The sequence below is a fragment of the Burkholderia sp. ABCPW 14 genome, assembly GCF_001523835.1.
In the GTDB taxonomy this organism is placed as follows: domain Bacteria; phylum Pseudomonadota; class Gammaproteobacteria; order Burkholderiales; family Burkholderiaceae; genus Burkholderia; species Burkholderia mayonis.
In genome coordinates, this window is the sequence record NZ_LOVS01000174.1 from 1 (window position 1) to 18402 (window position 18402).

The 18402-nt window shown below is 68.1% G+C and carries 16 protein-coding genes and 1 pseudogene; 11 read left to right on the plus strand and 6 right to left on the minus strand.

The features are described from left to right. Positions 1-300 precede the first annotated feature (300 nt). The 4 genes from WS62_RS26645 (at position 301) to WS62_RS26660 (ending at position 5299) form a co-directional block, all read left to right on the plus strand. Positions 301-1110, plus strand: a complete 810-nt coding sequence (locus WS62_RS26645; RefSeq protein ID WP_066495197.1) for a Crp/Fnr family transcriptional regulator — start codon at positions 301-303, stop codon at positions 1108-1110. A gap of 32 nt (positions 1111-1142) precedes the next feature. After that, positions 1143-2525 carry an undecaprenyl-phosphate glucose phosphotransferase gene (locus WS62_RS26650; protein ID WP_066577283.1) on the plus strand — a complete coding sequence of 461 codons (1383 nt, stop codon included), beginning with the start codon at positions 1143-1145 and terminating at the stop codon, positions 2523-2525. A gap of 69 nt (positions 2526-2594) precedes the next feature. Further along, a complete protein-coding gene (locus WS62_RS26655) occupies positions 2595-3884 on the plus strand; it encodes a polysaccharide biosynthesis/export family protein (RefSeq protein ID WP_066577286.1) in 1290 nt (429 codons plus the stop codon). 170 nt (positions 3885-4054) lie between these two features. Beyond that, a complete protein-coding gene (locus tag WS62_RS26660; RefSeq protein WP_066577289.1) occupies positions 4055-5299 on the plus strand; it encodes a glycosyltransferase family 4 protein in 1245 nt (414 codons plus the stop codon). A gap of 6 nt (positions 5300-5305) precedes the next feature. Here the strand turns inward: WS62_RS26660 and WS62_RS26665 are convergent, their stop codons facing one another. Continuing rightward, complete coding sequence (locus tag WS62_RS26665) at positions 5306-6343, minus strand: hypothetical protein (protein WP_066577291.1); 1038 nt, start codon at positions 6341-6343, stop codon at positions 5306-5308. Between the two features lie 539 nt (positions 6344-6882). Between WS62_RS26665 and WS62_RS26670 the strand changes: the two genes are divergently transcribed. Then, entirely contained in the window at positions 6883-7317 is a 435-nt protein-coding gene (locus tag WS62_RS26670) for a CHRD domain-containing protein (RefSeq protein ID WP_066577293.1), read from the plus strand. 92 nt (positions 7318-7409) lie between these two features. Then, complete coding sequence (locus WS62_RS26675) at positions 7410-8375, plus strand: alpha/beta hydrolase (RefSeq protein WP_066577295.1); 966 nt, start codon at positions 7410-7412, stop codon at positions 8373-8375. Here the strand turns inward: WS62_RS26675 and WS62_RS26680 are convergent. Further along, a complete protein-coding gene (locus WS62_RS26680) occupies positions 8345-9256 on the minus strand; it encodes an EcsC family protein (protein WP_066577297.1) in 912 nt (303 codons plus the stop codon). The two genes, WS62_RS26675 and WS62_RS26680, sit on opposite strands and share 31 nt — an antisense overlap. 106 nt (positions 9257-9362) lie before the next feature. Between WS62_RS26680 and WS62_RS26685 the strand changes: the two genes are divergently transcribed. Both WS62_RS26685 and WS62_RS26690 read left to right on the plus strand, forming a co-directional pair. Next, positions 9363-10958 carry an MDR family MFS transporter gene (locus WS62_RS26685; RefSeq protein ID WP_066577313.1) on the plus strand — a complete coding sequence of 532 codons (1596 nt, stop codon included), beginning with the start codon at positions 9363-9365 and terminating at the stop codon, positions 10956-10958. Between the two features lie 55 nt (positions 10959-11013). Then, positions 11014-11472: a MarR family winged helix-turn-helix transcriptional regulator gene (locus WS62_RS26690; protein ID WP_066577300.1), complete on the plus strand. Its 459-nt coding sequence runs from the start codon at positions 11014-11016 to the stop codon at positions 11470-11472. Between the two features lie 42 nt (positions 11473-11514). Here the strand turns inward: WS62_RS26690 and WS62_RS26695 are convergent, their stop codons facing one another. Both WS62_RS26695 and WS62_RS26700 read right to left on the minus strand, forming a co-directional pair. Continuing rightward, positions 11515-12096 (minus strand): DJ-1/PfpI family protein, encoded by a 582-nt coding sequence (locus WS62_RS26695; protein WP_066577303.1) that lies wholly within the window; start codon positions 12094-12096, stop codon positions 11515-11517. 481 nt (positions 12097-12577) lie between these two features. Then, positions 12578-13858, minus strand: coding sequence for an amino acid deaminase (locus WS62_RS26700; RefSeq protein WP_066577305.1), 1281 nt, complete (start codon positions 13856-13858; stop codon positions 12578-12580). Positions 13859-13990: 132 nt separating this feature from the next. Here WS62_RS26700 and WS62_RS26705 point away from each other — a divergent pair, with 132 nt between their 5' ends. The 3 genes from WS62_RS26705 to WS62_RS26715 all read left to right on the plus strand — a co-directional run bounded on the left by WS62_RS26705 (position 13991) and on the right by WS62_RS26715 (position 16880). Beyond that, the gene (locus WS62_RS26705; protein WP_066577307.1) at positions 13991-14884 is read left to right on the plus strand and encodes a MurR/RpiR family transcriptional regulator; all 894 of its coding nucleotides are present in this window, start codon (positions 13991-13993) and stop codon (positions 14882-14884) included. A 1-nt stretch (position 14885) separates the two neighbouring features. Next, positions 14886-16367: an N-acyl-D-amino-acid deacylase family protein gene (locus WS62_RS26710; RefSeq protein WP_066577309.1), complete on the plus strand. Its 1482-nt coding sequence runs from the start codon at positions 14886-14888 to the stop codon at positions 16365-16367. A 126-nt stretch (positions 16368-16493) separates the two neighbouring features. After that, positions 16494-16880: a RidA family protein gene (locus tag WS62_RS26715; protein ID WP_004189219.1), complete on the plus strand. Its 387-nt coding sequence runs from the start codon at positions 16494-16496 to the stop codon at positions 16878-16880. Between the two features lie 139 nt (positions 16881-17019). Here WS62_RS26715 and queF read toward each other — a convergent pair whose 3' ends face one another. Then, the gene (queF, locus tag WS62_RS26720) at positions 17020-17844 is read right to left on the minus strand and encodes an NADPH-dependent 7-cyano-7-deazaguanine reductase QueF (RefSeq protein WP_066577311.1); all 825 of its coding nucleotides are present in this window, start codon (positions 17842-17844) and stop codon (positions 17020-17022) included. 19 nt (positions 17845-17863) lie between these two features. Beyond that, positions 17864-18402 (minus strand): annotated as a pseudogene (locus WS62_RS26725) (threonine ammonia-lyase, biosynthetic); the annotation flags it as partial.

An 18402-nucleotide genomic window follows, 5' to 3' on the forward strand; every position in this document is an offset into this window, starting at 1 on the left:
CAGCACGCGAAGGCTGCTCGGCGCGTGCCGGCCAGCTTCGTTCCGGGCTGATAGGTTGGCGTCGTGGCGCATTCAGCTTCCTGTCAAACGACCAAGCACACTCGATTCGCGTTTGTGCAGAGCATCCTTAAGGGTTTTTACCCCCCCACCAAGAGGGTGATGCGTCAGCTTGTATGAGGACGACCAGAAGGGCCGCCGACACGATTCCGAGGAACATACGATTCTTGCTGTGACCGTGTCTTGCGAAAAACGGAATCCTGCGCCGCGACTCGAGCGGCGCTGACAAACCGGGACACGAACATGCTTCATCAGACCAATGGTTTTCATGCCAACGCCCTGCTGGGCTCGCTTGCCGACGACAGCCTGCGCGCGCTCGCGCCGCATCTCGAGCTCGTGAAGATCAAGAGCGCGCAGCTGCTCTGCGAAACCGACGAGCCGATGCGTCATCTGTATTTCCCGACCACCGCGATGATGTCCGTGCTGTATCTGATGGAAGACGGCGCGATGGTCGAAGTCGCCGCGGTCGGCAGGGAAGGCGTGGTCGGCGTGTCGACGCTCGCCGACTACGGCTGCGGCGGCGCGTCGGGCCGCGTCGAGGTGCGCAGCGGCGGCTTCGCCTATCGCGTGCCGACCCAGGTGTTTCGGCGCGAATTCGACCGCTCGCTCGACACCTATCAATTGATGCTCCGCTACTGGCAGGCCGCGATGACGCAGATCGCGCGCAGCGCGCTCTGCAACCGTCATCACTCCGTCAGCGAGCAACTGAGCCGCTGGCTGCTGCTCGCGCACGATCGCGTCGAAGGCGACGAACTCGCGGTCACGCAACAGACGATCGCGAACATGCTCGGCGTGCGTCGCGAAGGCATTACCGAAGCGGCGGGCAAGCTGCAGGAGGCGGGGTTCATCCGCCAGCGCCGCGGACACATCACGGTGCTCGACCGGCACGGCCTCGAAACGCACGCGTGCGAGTGCTACGGCGTGATTCGCGGCGAATTCAACCGCCTCATCCTCGAGGCGACCCGCGAAGCGCACACGCCGCAGCCGATTCCGGCGGAAGGCCGGCCGCTACGCGTCGCCGGCTATCACGGCGTTGTGCGCTCGGCCGCTTGAGACGACAGAACAACGAAAGTGGAGATTCGGCAATGTTGGGACTCTTGAACAAGCTGCTCGACGTGGTGCTGGTGGCGGCGGGAGCGTTGCTCGCACAGGTGCTGTACGACAGCGGCACGCTCGACGTGCCGGACGCGCAGCGCACGGCCATCGCGCTGCTGTGCGCGCTGACGCTGATCGTCTTCCCGGCGATCGGCGTCTACGACGGCGCGCGCGAGCAGATGTCGTATCGCACGCTGTCGCGCGTGCTGCTCGGCTGGCTCGGCGTCGCCGCGATCGCCGCGGCGTTCACGCTGCTGCTGCATCGCGGCGCCGACGTGTCGCTCGTCTGGCTCGGCCGGACGATGCTGATGTCGGGCGCAGTGCTGCTGCTCGGCAAGGCGTCGATCCACGGCATGCTGACCGGTTTGCGCCGGCCGGGCGCGAAGCCGCGCGCGGTTGCGATCGTCGGCTCCGAGGTTTATGGGCGTGCGGTGCTCGAGCAACTGCGTGCGTCGTCGTCGCACGGCTACGAGGCGGTTTGCGTATTCGACGACAGCGTGCGCGTCGCCGATGCGGAGCGACATGTCGGCGGCGTGCCCGTCGTCGCCGATCTGCGCGAGCTGAAGCGCCGCGTGCGCGCAGGCGCGATCGACGAGATCTGGCTCGCGCTGCCGCTGTCGCACGAGCGGCAGATTCAGCGGATCGTGCGCGAGTTTCGGCACGATTTCGTGAACCTGCGCTTCCTGCCCGACGTGCGCGGCATCACGTTCTTCAACCGGTCGGTCACGCAGGTCGTCGGCATGCCCGCGATCAATCTCGCGACGAGCCCGCTGTCGATTCCGCAGCTGTGGCCGAAGTTCATGTTCGATCGCCTGTTCGCGCTCGCGGTGCTGATTCCGCTGTCGCCGATTCTCGCCTCGCTCGCGCTCGCGGTGAAGCTGTCTTCGCCGGGCCCCGTACTGTTCCGGCAGAAGCGCAAGGGCGTCGACGGCCGCGAGTTCGAGATCCTGAAGTTCCGCACGATGCGCGTGCATGCCGAGGAGGGAGGCGTCGTGCGCCAGGCGTCGCGCAACGATTCGCGGATCACGAAGGTCGGCGCGTTCCTGCGCCGCACGTCGCTCGACGAGCTGCCGCAGTTCTTCAACGTGCTGTTCGGCCAGATGTCGGTCGTCGGTCCGCGTCCGCACGCGATCGAGCATGACGACATCTACAAGGAGCTCGTCGACGGCTACATGTACCGCTATCGCGTGCGTCCCGGCATCACCGGCTGGGCGCAGGTGAACGGTTATCGAGGCGAGACGCGCAAGGTCGAGAAGATGGCCGCGCGCGTAAAGTTCGACCTCTTCTACATGCAGAACTGGACCTTCTGGTTCGATATCAAGATCATCCTGATCACGCTCGTCAAGGGATTCATCGGCCGCAACGCGTTCTGAGCTTGCAGCGCGTACACCGAGAGCCGAGATCGTCTTCGACGACCACGCTACCAAAGGAGAAACGACAAGATGTTGAAGCCCCTAGCATGGGCGACCGCCGCGGCGGTCGCCTTGTCGGGCTGTGCGCTGGCCCCGGGACCGGCGCTCGATTCGAGCCGCATGAACGACAACCTGAGCACACCGACGGATTCGACGGTGTACGACGTCAGGCTGATCACGCCGCAGCTCGTCTATACGCTCAAGCAGGCCGACGAGGCCGACACGCGCGTGAAGGAAGCCGGCATCGCACAGAGCCTGCCCGCCGCGCCGGCCGACTATCGCGTCGGCCCGGACGACGTGCTCGGCATCGTTGTCTGGGACCACCCCGAGCTCACGCGCGGCGCCGGGAACGGCACCGGCGCCGACACGTCGCCGCTCGCCGACATCGGCACGCTGCAGGCGTCGGGCGGTCTCGGCGGCGTGCTGCCGCAGCAGGTCAGCGCATTCGGCACGAACGGGCAGGGCGAGGTCGACTCGCCGGGCCAGCGCGTCGCCGCGAACGGCACGATCTTCTTTCCGACGCTCGGCCGCTTGCGCGTCGAAGGGATGAGCCCCGTGCAGATCTCCGCGCTGCTCGCGCGGCGCCTGAACAAGCAAATCAGGAATCCTCAGATCGACGTGCGCGTGATGCAGTACCGCAGTCAGCGCGTGCAGGTGACGGGCGACGTGAAGAACCCGGGGCAACTGTCGCTGACGGGCTCGCATCTGCGCGTCGTCGACGCGCTCAACCGCGCGGGCGGCGGCAATCCCGACGCCGATCTGCAGCGCGTGCTCGTCACGCGCGGCGATCAGGTGATGACGATCGACGTGAACCGCATTCTGAATCGCGGCGACTTGCGACAGAACATCGTGCTGCAAGCGGACGACATCGTTCACGTGCCTGACCGTACGCAGAACCGCGTGTTCGTGATGGGCGAGGTGCCGAAGCCGCAGACGGTTTACATGAACCAGGGGCAGCTGTCGCTCGCGGATGCGTTGAGCGCGGCCGGCAGCATCGATCCGACGGGGGCGAACCCGCGTCAGGTGATCGTGATTCGCCATCCGAATCCGCCGCTCGCCCAGGCGCCCGGTGTGCAGAGCGGGCTGCAGGAAGGCTTGAAGAAGGTCAACTACGCGCCCGAGCACAACAAGCCCGAAGTGTTCCGTCTCGACATGACGCAGGTGGACGCGTTGATGCTCGCGACCGAGTTCGACATGAAGCCGCTCGATGTCGTGTACGTCGGCACGGCGCCCGCCGCCCGCTTCAACCGGATGCTCGCGCAGATCTTGCCGACCGCCGAATCGTTCTATCTGATCTGGTCGGTGAGCCGCGGTCGCTGACGCACGCGAATGCGGCGCACGGCGAGATTCACGTGCCGTGCGCCGCATTGTGCGACGGAACGCACAGACCACGCGCAACGGAATGACGACACTGGAACGTGTATAGCGCGCATCCGCGAACGTCGCGGATGCGTTCGTCAACCGAGTGTCGTCACGCCGTTGCAGCCGCCATGAATCTCTCTTCCCCCTTATCCGAGCCGTCGCCGCACACGCTGCGCGATCGTCAGGACATCGATGTAACATCGATGAGCGCGTCGCAGGCGGCGGGCGCGGTGCACGACACGCCGCATCGCGCTGCATTTGCCGGCGAGCGCGCAAGCGCCACGGCCTTGCCGACGCCCGTCGCGATCAACGGCAAGTTCACGTCGCAGCGCCTGACAGGGGTGCAGCGCGTTGCGCACGAGTTCACATCGGCGCTCGCGCGTCTGTTGCCGGGCGAGCGCAATCCGACGCTCGTCGTGCCGCGCGATCACGCGAGCGACGCGCTGCCGCCTGCGGTCGCGCGACGCGTCGTGCCGCGCCTGCGTGGCGCGCTGTGGGAGCAGCTCGCGCTGCCGTTCGCGACGCGCGGGCAGACGCTCGTCAGCCTCTGCAACGTCGGGCCGCTCTTCAAGCGCAACCAGGTGGTGATGATTCACGACGTCGCCGTGTTCGACTTTCCGCAAGGCTATTCGCTCGCGTTCCGGCTCTGGTATCGCTTCGCGTTCTGGATGCTGAAACGCAACGCGCGGCACATCCTGACGGTGTCGCGCTTCTCGAAGGAGCGGATCGTCGCGCGCCTTAACGTCGCGCCGACCGACGTGTCGACGATCGTGTCCGGCGTCGATCACTTCGGACGGATCGACAGCGATCCGGCGGTGCTCGAGCGGCTCGGTCTCGCATACGACGGCTTCGTGCTGATCGTCGGCTCGATCGCGCCGGGCAAGAACCTCGCGCGCACGCTCGACGCGATCGCGAGGCTCGAACGCACGCGTCCCGAGCTCAAGTTCGTGATCGCGGGCGGCAGCAACGTCAAGATCTTCGGCACGTCGACGCTCGGCGACAACGCGAGCGCGCGCAACGTGACGTGGGCGGGCTACGTGAGCGACGGCGAGCTGAAGGCGCTCTACGAGAACGCCGGCTGTTTCGTGTTTCCTTCGCTATACGAAGGATTCGGCCTGCCGCCGCTCGAGGCGATGTATTGCGGGTGCCCGGTGATCGTGTCGCGCGAGGCGTCGCTGCCCGAGGCATGCGGCGACGCCGCGCTGTATTGCGACGCGCACGACGCGATCGACATTGCTGCGACGATCGCGCAACTGATGGGCGATGCGGAGCTGCGGCGCGAGATGCGCGACAAGGGGCGGCGGCATGCGTCGCGATTCCGCTGGGACGTCGCCGCGAAGCAATTGATCGGCGTGCTGCGCGCGCTGGATTGACGGCACTCAGAACCGGTAGCCGAGCCCGGCCTGAATCGCGTCGGTATCGCGATCGTAGCGCGTGACGATGCGATTCCACGTGATGCGCGCGAGCCAGCGATCGTGGAACCGGTAGCTCGCGGATATCGACACGATGCCCGATACGCGGCCGTCGCCTTCGCCGGGGCGGCCGCGAATGTCGCGCTCGTCGAGCGTCAGATACGCGCCCGCGCCGGCCGACAGCGCGACCTTGTCGTCGAGGAACGCGCGCGTGAGCCAGAACTGCGATGCGATTCCGTTGCGGCGGATCGACTGCTTCGAGCCTTCGTACAGATAGGTCGCCGTCCAGTCGGCGTATTTCGCGACGCCGCGCCGGTATTCGAGGCTGCCGCCGAGCGCGCTCGGCGAGCGCCGGCTGTTGAGGATCGTCTCGCCCAGCATCGCGGTGACTTCGTTCGAGGTCACGCGGCCCGTGCGGCTCGCCGCGTAGTCGCGCGGGCCGGACGTGTCGGGCGCGTCGAGCTGATAGCCGATGCCGAACATCAGCGACGTCGTGTTCGGCCCGCTGAACAGCTGAGTCCGGTTCACCTGCAGTTGCGCGAGCCAGCGGTGCGACGTGTAATACGCGGCGCGCACGCTCATCAGCATGCCCCAGCCGTGCGAATTCGAATAGCCGCGGCCTTCGGTGGCCGCGGTCGTATCGAAGTAACGGTACGGGCCCGCGCCCGCCGAGATCACGAAGCGGTTGTCGCGCAGCGGCAGCCGGCCCCAGAGCTGGACCGCCTGGCCGTCGCGATGGTGATTCGGAATGTGACCTTCGTTGTACCAGGTGAAGCCTGCGGCGGCGTAGCGGCCGAGCCCTTCCTGATAATCGAACGCCCACGCATAGCTATGACCGCCGCCGCTCGCGAGCAGGCCGCCGAACAATGCGAATTCCTGCGCATGTGCGGATGTCGCGGCGAGCGCGGACAAGCAGAGGGCGCTTCGCGACAGGAGCCGTGCGAACGGAGCGACGCGAAGCGGCGGCGATGGCGACAAATGGCAAATCGGCACGACCTTGCACATTGTTTCATTCGAGACGAGCCGATTGTCGCGTGAATTGCAAAGCATCGCCGTGTCGCGAGCGGGACGATGCTGATTTCGCTCATGGCGGCGCGCGTGCGAGCGAGTCGTTCGCCGGCAATGCGATGATTCGCGCATGCCGCGCGGAGTCGGCGCGAACGCGATCCGCCGCCGTGCAGGCGATGCTTGCGGTGCAAGCGCGCGCGTTGACGGGCGCGCAAAAAAGCGGCCCGAAGGCCGCGTCAAAACTCGCAGATATTCCTTCGGACGGAAGGAAACAAGAACTGTGTGCAAGCAGTGTAGCGAAACCCCGCATGCGGATTCAGAGGGTTTCGTGCAAATCTCTGTTTTCGGCGGATGCTTGCCGCGCGCCGCCGTCCGTGCAACGGCCGCCGAACGCCGCGCGGCGACGAGCGGCGACGAGCGAGAGGGGCCGCCACTTCGCGTCGAGCGCCGCGCGCGCAAGATCGACTACCATCGGATGTCGGGCGGGCATCGAGCTCGCCCGCGCAATACGGTCGGCGACCGCAAGGAGGGATCTCATGTTGACATTGCGCAAGATCGGAATCGGCGTGCTCGTATGTGCACTCGCGGCGGGCATCGCGCATGCGGAGACGGTGAAGTTCGTCGCGAACCTGCAGCCGTCGAGCGAAGTACCGCCGACGACGAGCAAGGGCTCGGGCTCGCTCGACGCGACCTACGATACCGCGACCCGCACGCTGCGCTGGAGCGTCACGTACCGCGATCTGACGGGGCCCGCGACCGCCGCGCACTTCCACGGCCCGGCGTCCGTCGGCCAGAACGCGGGCGTGCAGGTGCCGATTCCGAAGGACGCGCTCGCGAGTCCGATTGCGGGCGAGAAGGCGTTGACCGACGAACAGGTCGGCGACCTGATGGCGGCCAAGTGGTATTTCAATGTGCACACGAAAGCCCATCCGGGCGGCGAGATTCGCGGCCAGGTCCGGCCGGCGAACTGAGCCCGGCGATCCGGATTTAGAGGGGCCAATCGACGGACGCGCGCCGAATCGCACGTAGTATCGTCACGTTGTTTTGGTTCGGAGTACGTTCGATGAGTTGGCAAAGCAAGGTTGCGTGCTGGCTGCTGCGCCGGCAGTTTCGTCCCGAGACGCTGCGTCCCGTGATCGATCCGGCGCGTGCGCGGCGCCTGGCGACGCTGCGGATGCGCGTGCCGCGCCGTCCGCCCGCGGGCTGGCGGCTGCGCGAGCGCTATGGCCCCGGCGACGCGCCGCTGCGCGGCGAATGGCTCGAGCGCGCGGACGCCGCGCCCGGCCGCGCGCCGCAAAGCCGGATGCTGCTGTATTTCCATGGCGGCGGCTATTACTTCTGCTCACCGCAGACGCACCGTCCGCTCGTGTTCGCGCTGACGAAGCACGCGGGCGTGCGCTCGTTCTCGCTTGACTACCGGCTCGCGCCCGAGCATCCGTTCCCGGCCGCGGTCGACGACGCGCTCGCGGCGTACCGGCAACTTGTTGCGGCCGGCACGCCGGCCGAGTCGATCGTGTTCGGCGGCGATTCGGCGGGCGGCGGCCTCGCGCTCGCGACGCTCGTCGCGCTGCGCGACGCGGGCGATCCGCTGCCCGCGGGCGCCGTGCTGTTTTCGCCATGGACCGATCTCGCCGCGACGGGCGACACGCTGCGCGCGCACGACGGCCTCGATCCGATGTTCGCGGGCGCGGCGCTCGGCCGCGCGGCGCGCCTCTATCTCGGCGACACGCCGGGCACGCATCCGTACGCGTCGCCGCTCTACGCGGATTTCAAGGGGCTGCCGCCGCTCTTCATCCAGGCGGGCAGCACCGAGGTGCTGCTCGACGATTCGCGGCGCGTCGCCGACAAGGCGCGCGCGGCCGGCGTGCACGTGGAGCTCGAAATATGGCCGGAGATGCCGCACGTATGGCAGATCTACGTGCCGTTCGTGCCCGAATCGGCGCGGGCGCTCGAGCGCGCGGCCGCGTTCGTGCGGCGCACCGCGGTCGAGCGCGCGACTCAGCGCACCGCCGACGCGTCGATCGCCTGATACGCGGCCTTCACGGCCGCCTGGCCGTACTTGCGCTCGAGCCGGCGCACCGCGAAATGGCCGTGCGCGGCCTGCTGGAAGTGGTCGATGAACAGCGTGTTGACGGTCGCGCCGAGCACGGCGCCGATCGCCGGAATCGACTTCGCGGCGATCTGCTCGGTCACCTGCACCGAGAAGCGCGACGCGATCGTCTGCACGAGGCGGAAGAGGGCGGTTGAGCCGTGCGTCGCGAAACCTTTCGACGCGATCTCCGACGACGCCTTCGACACCGCCTGCGCGAGCGCGCCGCGCAGCACGAAATAGCCGATGTCGGCGTCTTCCTCTTGCTTGCCGCGCTCGGCGCGCTCGTTGCGCTTGCCGCCGTCCTTCTTGCCCGCGCCCGGCAGAGGGCCGAAGCCGCCGCCCATCCCGAGCACCGCGAGGCACTGCAACTGCGCCTCGGCGGTCGACAGATCCTCGCCCTCGCTGCGCGCGATGTCGCAGATCGAGCGGAACATCAGCGTCGTCGTGACGGGCAGCTCGACGGGCAGCGCGAACAGGCCGAACGCGCCGCCCGCCGCGCCCGTCGTCGCGACGGCCAGCTTGTGCAGCAGGTTGCTCGGCTTGTTCGGCGTCTCGCCGTCGCTTGCGACGCCGCCCGACTTGCCGAGCGTGCGCAGCGCGAGATGCAGGCACTTGCGCAGCGCGAGCTGCGTCGCATCGTTGATCTTGTCGGTCGCGAAGCCGGGCAGCTTGCCGATCATCTTCTCGACGGGCGCGCCGACGATGCTCGTCAGCTTGACCGTCAGCGACGGGCTCTCGAGCGCGAGCTTCGCGCGCCGCAGCGTGTCGAGATCCTCGGCCGACAGCGTCGGTCCGGCAACGATTGTGAGCGGTTCCATCTGACTCCTTCGCGGCGCGCGCATCGCATGGGGGCGCCGGCTAGATTACCCGATGCGTGATAGAATTTTCGATTCGTTGACGTATCAAAAGTTGCGCGAACAAAAGATGGCTGTCCATACCGCCGCCCACCATTCGAGCGGGCAAGTCCTGCCGTTTCGCGAGTCGCTGCTCGCGATGCTCGGCATTTCCTTCGTCACGATGCTCGTCGCGCTCGACCAGACCGTCGTCGGCACCGCGCTGCCGACGATCGTCGCCGAGCTGCGCGGCTTCGACCTGTACGCGTGGGTCGCGACGTCGTACCTGCTCGCGTCGGTGATCACCGTGCCGATTTTCGGCCGGCTCGGCGACTATTATGGGCGCAAGCCGTTCGTGATCGCGTCGCTCGTCGTGTTCACGGGCGCGTCGGTGCTGTGCGGGATGGCGCAGGACATGCTGTCGCTCGTGCTCGCGCGCGGGCTGCAGGGCATCGGCGGCGGGATGCTCGTCGGCACGGCGTTCGCGTGCATTCCTGACCTTTTCCCCGATTCGGTCGTGCGGCTGCGCTGGCAGGTGCTGATGAGCTCGGCGTTCGGGATCGCGAACGCGGTCGGGCCGTCGCTCGGCGGCGTGCTGACGCAGCACTACGGCTGGCGCTCGGTGTTCTACGTGAATCTGCCGGTGGGCCTGCTGTCGATCTTCTTCGTCTGGCGCTATTTGCCGCATCTGCGGCACGTCGAGCACAGCAGCAAGATGCGGCTCGACTGGCCGGGCGCACTTCTCATTGCGGTGACGCTCGGCGCGATGCAGCTCTTCGTCGAGTGGCTGCCGAAATACGGGATCGGCGGCTGGCCGACGCTCCTCCTCGTCGTCGCGCTCGCCAGCGGCGTCGCGCTGTGGCGCTGGGAAAAGCGCTGCGCGCAGCCGATTCTGCCGTTCGACATGTTCGCGAACCGCGCGCTGTCGACGCTCTTCATCCTCGCGATCCTCGCTGGCTTCGCGATGTTCTCGCTCCTCTTCTACGCGCCGCTGCTGTTCCAGGGCGGCTTCGGGATGTCGCCGCAGCAGGCGGGCGTCGTCATCACGCCGCTCGTCGTGTTCATCACGATCGGCAGCATCATGAACGGCCGCGTGATCACGCGGATCCGCAACCCGAACGCGATGCTGTACATCGGCTTTCTGCTGTTCGCGATCGCGTGCGCGGGCGTCGTCGCGTCGACGCCCGCGACGCCCGGCTGGGTGCTGATGGCGCTGATGGTGGCGGGCGGCGTCGGCCTCGGTTTCGTGCTGCCGAACCTGACCGTGTTCGCGCAGCAGACGGCGGGCCGCGAGCATCTCGGGATCGCGACCGCGCTCTTGCAGTCGCTGCGGATGGTGGGCGGGATGGTCGGCACCGCGCTGACGGGCACGCTCGTCAACCAGCTCTACGCGAGCGGCGTGCACGATGCGCTCGCGGCGGACGGCGCGCTGCGCTGGCAGGCAAGCCTCGCCGATCCGCAGGTGCTGATCGACCGCGCCGCGCAGACGCGCCTGGTGGACGAACTCGTGCGCGCCGGGCATCATGGCGCCCATTTGTTCGAGGCGGCGCGCGATTCCCTCGTCGGCGCGATCCACATCGGCATCGCGGTCGGCGCGGCCGTCGCGCTCGTCGCGGTGTGGCAGAGCCGCCGCGTGCCGCCCGTCGCGCTGCGCCGCGCGCTCGAGCCGGCCGTCGTCGCCGAGTGAGCGGGCGTTTGCTCACATCATCCAGGTCATTCAGTTACGGAGCCGAAGTCAGCGCATGGAAGAACAGGACCGCATCGCGATCTTGCAGCAGTTCGGACGCACGTATCGCGCGTTCATGGCCGCGTTCGAGGCGCACGTGGGGCAGCCGCTGCCGCGCTGGCGCATCATGGTGGCGCTCGAGCAGCACGGCGGCGCGTCGTCGCAGAAGCGGCTCGTCGAGCTGCTGCGCGTCGATCCGGGCGCGCTCACGCGCCAGTTGAAGACGCTCGAGACGCTCGGCTGGATCGACCGCGAAGCCGATTCGCGCGACAACCGCGTGACGAACGTGAAGCTGACGCCGGCCGGCCGCGCGGCGTTCGACGCATGCCTGCCGCGCCGCAACGCGTTCCTGCACGACACGATGGCGTCGCTGCCGGACGATGCGCTCAACGCGCTGTCGGGCGCGTTGACGATGCTGGAGACGCGCGTCGCCGAAGTGGGCGGCGCGGCGCAGGCAAAGGCCGCGCCGCGCTGAGCGCGACGCACGCGCGCGTCGCGTGCCGGCGCGCGCGGCGGCTCAGAGCTCGATGCGCGTGCCGAGCAGCGCGAGGAATTGCGACAGCCACGCCGGATGCGCGGGCCAAGCGGGCGCCGTGACGAACGGCGCGTCGGTGACGGCGGCGTCGACCGGAATGTCCGCGTATTCGCCGCCCGCGAGCCGCACTTCCGGCGCGCACGCCGGGTATGCGGAGATCCGCTTGCCGCGAATCACGTCGGCTGCCGCGAGCAATTGCGCGGCGTGACAGATCGCCGCAATCGGCTTCTTTGCTTCGGCGAACGCGCGCACGAGCGCGATCACTTTCGGGTCGAGACGCAGATACTCGGGCGCGCGGCCGCCCGCGATCGCGAGCGCGTCGTAGCCCGTCGCGTCGACGTCGTCGAACGTCGCGTTCAGCGTGAACTGGTGGCCGGGCTTCTCGGTGTAGGTCTGATCGCCTTCGAAATCGTGAATCGCCGTCTTCACCTTGTCGCCCGCGCGCTTGCCGGGGCATACGGCGTCGACGTGGTGGCCGACCGCGAGCAGCGCCTGGAACGGCACCATCGTCTCGTAGTCTTCGGCGAAGTCGCCGGTCAGGAACAGAATCCTCTTTGCTGCCATGGCGTTCTCCTGTTGAACAACAGCGGATGATCCAGGACGAACGGGCAGTGTACCCCGGCCCGCCGCGGCGCAGATGACGCGCGCGTGAAGCGGACGTGACGTAACGAGGCGGGGCGCGATCGGGCGTGCGGCTGCTGCGTTGGCGGGTGCGGGTGCGGGTGCGAGCGGCGGTGCTGGAAGGAGACGCCTGATTTCGGAACTCCGATGCGGCGCTCCGAAGCGATGGCTGTTCGCGGCGGCGGCGGTGCCGCACGCAGACGTCGGTCTGCGGCCGGGCGAGTGCGGGCGCGAACGGAACCGGCCCGCGCGACGCGGGCGCTCGAAGCGCACGCGACGATGCGATGCGCGAGCTTGTCGCGAAGGCAAGAGGCCGCAGCGAAGCGCGGCAGCGGCGACGCGACGCAGCGCACGCCGCGACGCTACGTCGCCCCGCAAGGGCGACAGCCGCCGCCCTTGCGCCCGCCCGAGATCCGCGTCGGCGTCAGAAGTACGTTTCGATCACTTCGGTCACGCGGTATTGCGGATCGACGACGAGCAGTTGCCGCCACTTGTCGAACGTGAGGCACGGGTGCGAGATATCGAACGACACCATGTCGCCGACCTTCAGGTCCGCGCCCGCCGGGATCTTCAGGTAAGCGTGCTGATCCATCAGCCCGGTCACTTCCCAGCCTTCGCCCGGTGCGATGTCGCGCGGCAGCCCGCCCGCGCTCGGGCGGAAGTGGCGCGCCGGCTCGGGCAGGCCCGCGTCGAACGCCGAGTCGCGCTTGCCGAGCGCGACGATCGCGCGCTCCGGCTCCGGAATCGACTGCACGTACGCCCAAAGCTGCAGCGCGGGCAACAGGCCCTCGCCCATCTTTTGCGCGATCGGGTTGCGCGCGAGGATGTCGGTCTGCGCCTTCTTGTAGATGCCGACGTCGTGCGTCAGATAGCAGCCGGGACGCAACACGACGTCGATCACGCCGGCGTCCGACGCCTGCGCGAACTCGTCGGCGACGACGTCGTACCACGCGGAGCCCGCGCCCGACAGCAGCGCCGGCGTGCGCGCGAAGCGGCCGGCCGCCGCGAGCGCGTGCACGAGCGTCACCGCGCGCCGCAGGAACGCGCGGATCTCGCCTTCCTCCTTCAGCACGCCTTCGTACAGCTCGATGCCCGCGAGCTTCAGCACGCCCGCGTGACGCTCGATCGCGGCGAGCACCGCGTCGCGCTGCGCGTCGTCGCGCACGCCGGTGCGGCCGCCCGGCACGCCGAGCTCGAGCAGCACGTTGAGCGGCTTCCTCGCCGCGCCGAAGAAGCGGCCGAGCTGCTCGACGCCGTCGACCGAATCGACAAGGCAGAAGAACTCGAAATCGGGGTCGGTCAGCAGTTCGGCGATCATCGCCATGTTGTGCCGGCCGACGAGCTGGTTCGCGAGCAGCACGCGCCGCACGCCGCCGTGATACGCGGCGCGCACCTGATGCGCGGTGGCGAGCGTGATGCCCCACGCGCCCGTCTCGAGCTGGCGGCGGAACAGTTGCGGCGCCATCGTCGTCTTGCCGTGCGGCGCGAGCTTCACGCCGTATTCGGCGACGAACGCCTGCATCCACTTCAGGTTGTGCTCGATCCGGTCCGCGTACAGCACGGCGGCGGGCAGGCTCACGTCCTCGGCGAGCAGATTCCATTCGAGGCGGGCTGCGTCCGACAGCGGCACGCTCGCGCTCGGCACGTTGCCGAGACCCTTGCCGAACGGATCGATCGTCGCTTCCTGATAGTTTGTAACTTTCATCTTATCTCGCTCCATCGTCCATATATATCGATGCGAAGTTGACTTCGCGATAGTACAGAAAGTAGCATCGCTGCGGTCATGTTATTTATTAACAAGCCGGTTCGCGCCGGCCGTCCCTGCTAGCCGTCGCCGATGACTCCGTCCACCGAGCAGCCCGCCTTCGACATCGTCGCCCGGATCGCCGAGTGCGCGCCCGAGCTGCGCGGCGCCGAACGCAAGGTTGCCGCGCTGATCCTCGGCGATCTGACCCGCGCCGCGCACGCGAGCATCAGCGCGCTCGCTGCGCAGGCGGACGTGAGCGTCGCGACCGTCACGCGCTTCGCGAAGGCGGTCGGCTGCCGCGACGTGCGCGAGCTGAAGCTGCGGCTCGCGCAGGCGGCGGCCGTCGGCCAGCGCTTTCTGAGCCCGGCCGCGGCCGATGCGCAGCGCGACGAGACGCCCGTCGCGCGCGTGTACGAGGATGTGCAGATCGCGCTCGAGCGCAACCACCGGCTGCTGCGCCAGACGTCGTTCGGCGAGCCGGCCGCCGCGCTCGCCGCCGCGAACATGATCTACGTGTACGGGCAGGGCGGCGGCTCGACCGCGCTCGCCGACGAACTGCGCTTTCGGCTCGTGCGCTTCGGCCGGCCGGTCGCGACGTATCAGGATGCGCTGCTGCAGCGGATGGTCGCGAGCACGGCGACGCCCGGCTGCGTCGTCGTCGCCTTGTCGGTGACGGGGCGCGTCCCCGAGCAGCTCGAAAGCTGCTCGCTCGCGAAGCGCTATGGCGCGACGCTCATCGCGATCACCGCGCCGGCGTCGCCGCTCGCGCAGCTCGCCGACCACCTGATTCCCGTCGTCGCGTTCGAAACCGATTTCATCTTCAAGCCGTCGACATCGCGCTATGCGATGCTGATGGCGCTCGACGTGCTCGTCACCGAAGTCGCGCTGCGGCTCGGCGACGATTGCCGCGAGCGGCTGCGCCGGATGAAGCACGCGCTCGACATGCACCGTGGCGGCGGCGACCGCCAACCGTTAGGAGACTGACATGCACTCGCATCCCGAAGCAGCCGATACGCTGATCGTCGGCGCCCAGTTGTACGACGGCACGGGCGCGCCGAGCGTCGAGCGCGACGTTGCGATCCGCGGCGACCGGATCGTCGCGATCGGCAATCTGACGAACTGGCTCGCGGACCAGGTGATCGAGGCGAACGGCCGGGCGCTCGCGCCCGGCTTCGTCGACGTGCACACGCACGACGACACGCACGTGATCGATGCGCCGCAGATGTTGCCGAAGATCTCGCAGGGCGTGACGACGGTGATCGTCGGCAACTGCGGGATCAGCGCGTCGCCTGTCGCGCTGAACGGCGATCCGCCCGATCCGATGAACCTGCTCGGCGCCCGCGCGGCGTTCCGCTATCCGACGTTCGCCGCGTACGTCGACGCGGTCGACGCGGCGAAGCCGGCCGTCAACGTCGCGGCGCTCGTCGGCCATACCGCGCTGCGCAACAACCAGATGGACCGGCTCGATCGCGCGGCGACCGACGCCGAAATCGCCGCGATGCGCGCGCAGCTCGAAGATGCGCTCGCGCACGGCGCGCTCGGCCTGAGCTCGGGGCTCGCGTACGGCTCGGCGTTCGCCGCGCCGACCGAAGAAGTGATGGCGCTCGCCGAGCCGCTCGCGAACGCGGGCGCCGTCTACACGACGCACATGCGCACCGAGTTCGACGCGATCCTCGATGCGATGGACGAGGCATATCGCGTCGGCCGGCATGCGCGCGTGCCCGTCGTGATCTCGCATCTGAAGTGCGCGGGGCCGTCGAACTGGGGACGCAGCGCCGAAGTGCTCGCGTCGCTCGAAGGCGCGCGGCGGCTCCAGCCCGTCGGCTGCGACTGCTATCCGTACAGCCGCAGCTCGTCGACGCTCGACGTGAGGCAGGCGACGGGCGACATCGACATCACGATTACGTGGTCCGATCCGCATCCGGAGATGGCGGGCAAGCTATTGAAGGCGATCGCGGCCGAATGGGGCGTCCCGGAGCAGGACGCGGCGCGCCGCCTGCAACCGGCGGGCGCCGTCTATCACAACATGTCGGAGGACGACGTGCGCCGAATCCTGTCGCATCCGGCGACGATGGTCGGCTCCGACGGCCTGCCGAACGATCCGCTGCCGCATCCGCGCCTCTGGGGCGCGTTCCCGCGCGTGCTCGGCTACTACGCGCGCGACGAGCGGCTGATTCCGCTCGAAGAGGCGGTGCGCAAGATGACGTCGCTATCCGCGCGGCGCTTCGGGCTCGCGCAGCGCGGCGAGGTGCGGGTCGGCTATCACGCGGATCTCGTGCTGTTCGACGCCGAGCGGGTGCGCGACGCCGCGACGTTCGACAAGCCGCAGCAGCCCGCGCACGGGATCGAGGCGGTGTGGGTGAACGGCGTGCTGTCGTATTGCGACGGCGAGACGACGGGCGAGCGCGCGGGCCGCTTCGTCGCGCGCGGCGAGCGCGCCGCGGCGACGGCGGACGATGCGTTCTGAGCATTCTCGATTGACGGATTTCGGCGCGCGCGGGCCGTTCGACGCGCGCACCGGCGACCGATCGTCGCGCGTCGCCTGCATCGCGCAGGCGGCGCGTGTTGGCAAACGAAACGAAGGAGTGAAACGATGAAGCGATATGGCGTGGGCGAAGCGAAGGGCACGGGCGGTCAGGTGATGCCGTTCGCGCGTGCGGTCGAGGCGGACGGGTGGCTGTACGTGTCCGGCCAGACGCCGATGGTGAACGGCGAGGTCGTCGAAGGCGGGATCGTCACGCAGTCGAAGCAGGCGATCGAGAACGTGATCGCGATCCTGAAGGAAGCGGGCTACGGCCTCGAGCACGTCGTGCGCTGCGGCGTGTGGCTCGACGACGCGCGCGACTTCGCGTCGTTCAACAAGGTCTTCATCTCGTACTTCGGCGAGCATCCGCCTGCGCGCGCATGCGTGCAGTCGAGCATGGTGATCGACTGCAAGGTCGAGGTCGATTGCATCGCGTACAAGGCGCCGGCGAAGTGACGCGCGGCGAGCGCGGCCGGTAAACGGAAAACGGGGTCCCGAGCGGGGCCCCGTTTTTCTTGGGCGAACGAACCGGTGAGCGGATCGCAGGGCACCGGTACCGGCTGCGCGGTGCCGAGCGAACCCTGCGCCGCAGGCGTCACTGCCGCGCGGTCCGCGCGTTGTCCGGCATCGGCTGATTGTAGTTCGTGCGGAACGGATTGATGTCGAGCCCGCCGCGGCGCGTGTAGCGCGCGTAGACGGCGAGCTTTACCGGCTTGCACTCGCGCAGGATGTCGATGAAGATCCGCTCGACGCACTGCTCGTGAAAGCCCGTGTGATTGCGAAACGAGATGATGTAGCGCAGGAGGCCCGCTTGATCGATCGGCGCGCCGACGTAATGGATCTGCACGCTGCCCCAGTCGGGCTGGCCCGTCACCGGGCAGTTCGACTTCAGCAGATCAGTCACGAGCGTTTCCTCGACGGGCGCTTCTTCGTGCGACGCGGTGAGGAACGACGGATCGGGCTCGTAGACGTCGGCTTCGAGATCGAGGCGGTCGAGCGACAGCCCACCGAGTTCCTCCATCCGCAGCTTGCGGAACTCGGTGGGCGTCGACAGGCGCACCGTCGCATTCGCGCCGCACGCGGCCGACACGTCGCGCTTGAGCGTGTCGCGCACCGCGTCGACCGATCCGAACGCGGTCTGCGCGAACGAACCGAGATACAGCTTGAACGATTTCGATTCGACGATGTTCGGCGATTCGGCCGGCACGTAGAACGTCGCGATCGCGACTTGCGGCTTGCCGCGCACGTTGAGCCACGACAGTTCGTACGCGTTCCAGATGTCGGTGCCGAAGAACGGCAACTGCGCACCGATGCCGATCTGTTCGCGCGCGCCCGCGCGCGGGATCGGAAACAGGAGCGACGCGTCGTAGGCGCCCGAGTAGACGGTCGTCTTGCCGAGCGGGGAGTGTTCGGGGTTCATATCGTATGTGGATTCCGGATTACGACAGGAAGAGACGATACGCGGGGTTGTCGCTTTCTTCCCAGAACGGATAGCCGAGCGCCGCGAGAAAGCGGTCGAACTCCGCGTGGTCCGCTTGCGGCACCTGCAGGCCGACGAGGATCGAGCTGTAGTCCGCGCCCTGGTTCCGGTAGTGGAACAGGCTGATGTTCCAGTCGGGCGCCATCGACGACAGGAACTTCATCAGCGCGCCCGGCCGTTCGGGGAATTCGAAGCGGAACAAGCGCTCGTCGTGCGCGAGCGGCGAGCGGCCGCCGACCATGTAGCGGATGTGCTGCTTCGACAGCTCGTCGCCGGACAGATCGACGGTCGTGAAGCCATGCGCGGCGAAGGTGCGCGAGATTTCGTCGGATTCGTCGCGCCGCTTGATCTGCACGCCGACGAAGATGTGCGCCGATTGCGCGTCGGCGATCCGGTAGTTGAACTCGGTCACGTTGCGCTCGCCGACGAGCGAGCAGAAGCGCCTGAAGCTGCCGCGCTCCTCGGGGATCGTCACCGCGAATACCGCCTCGCGCGCTT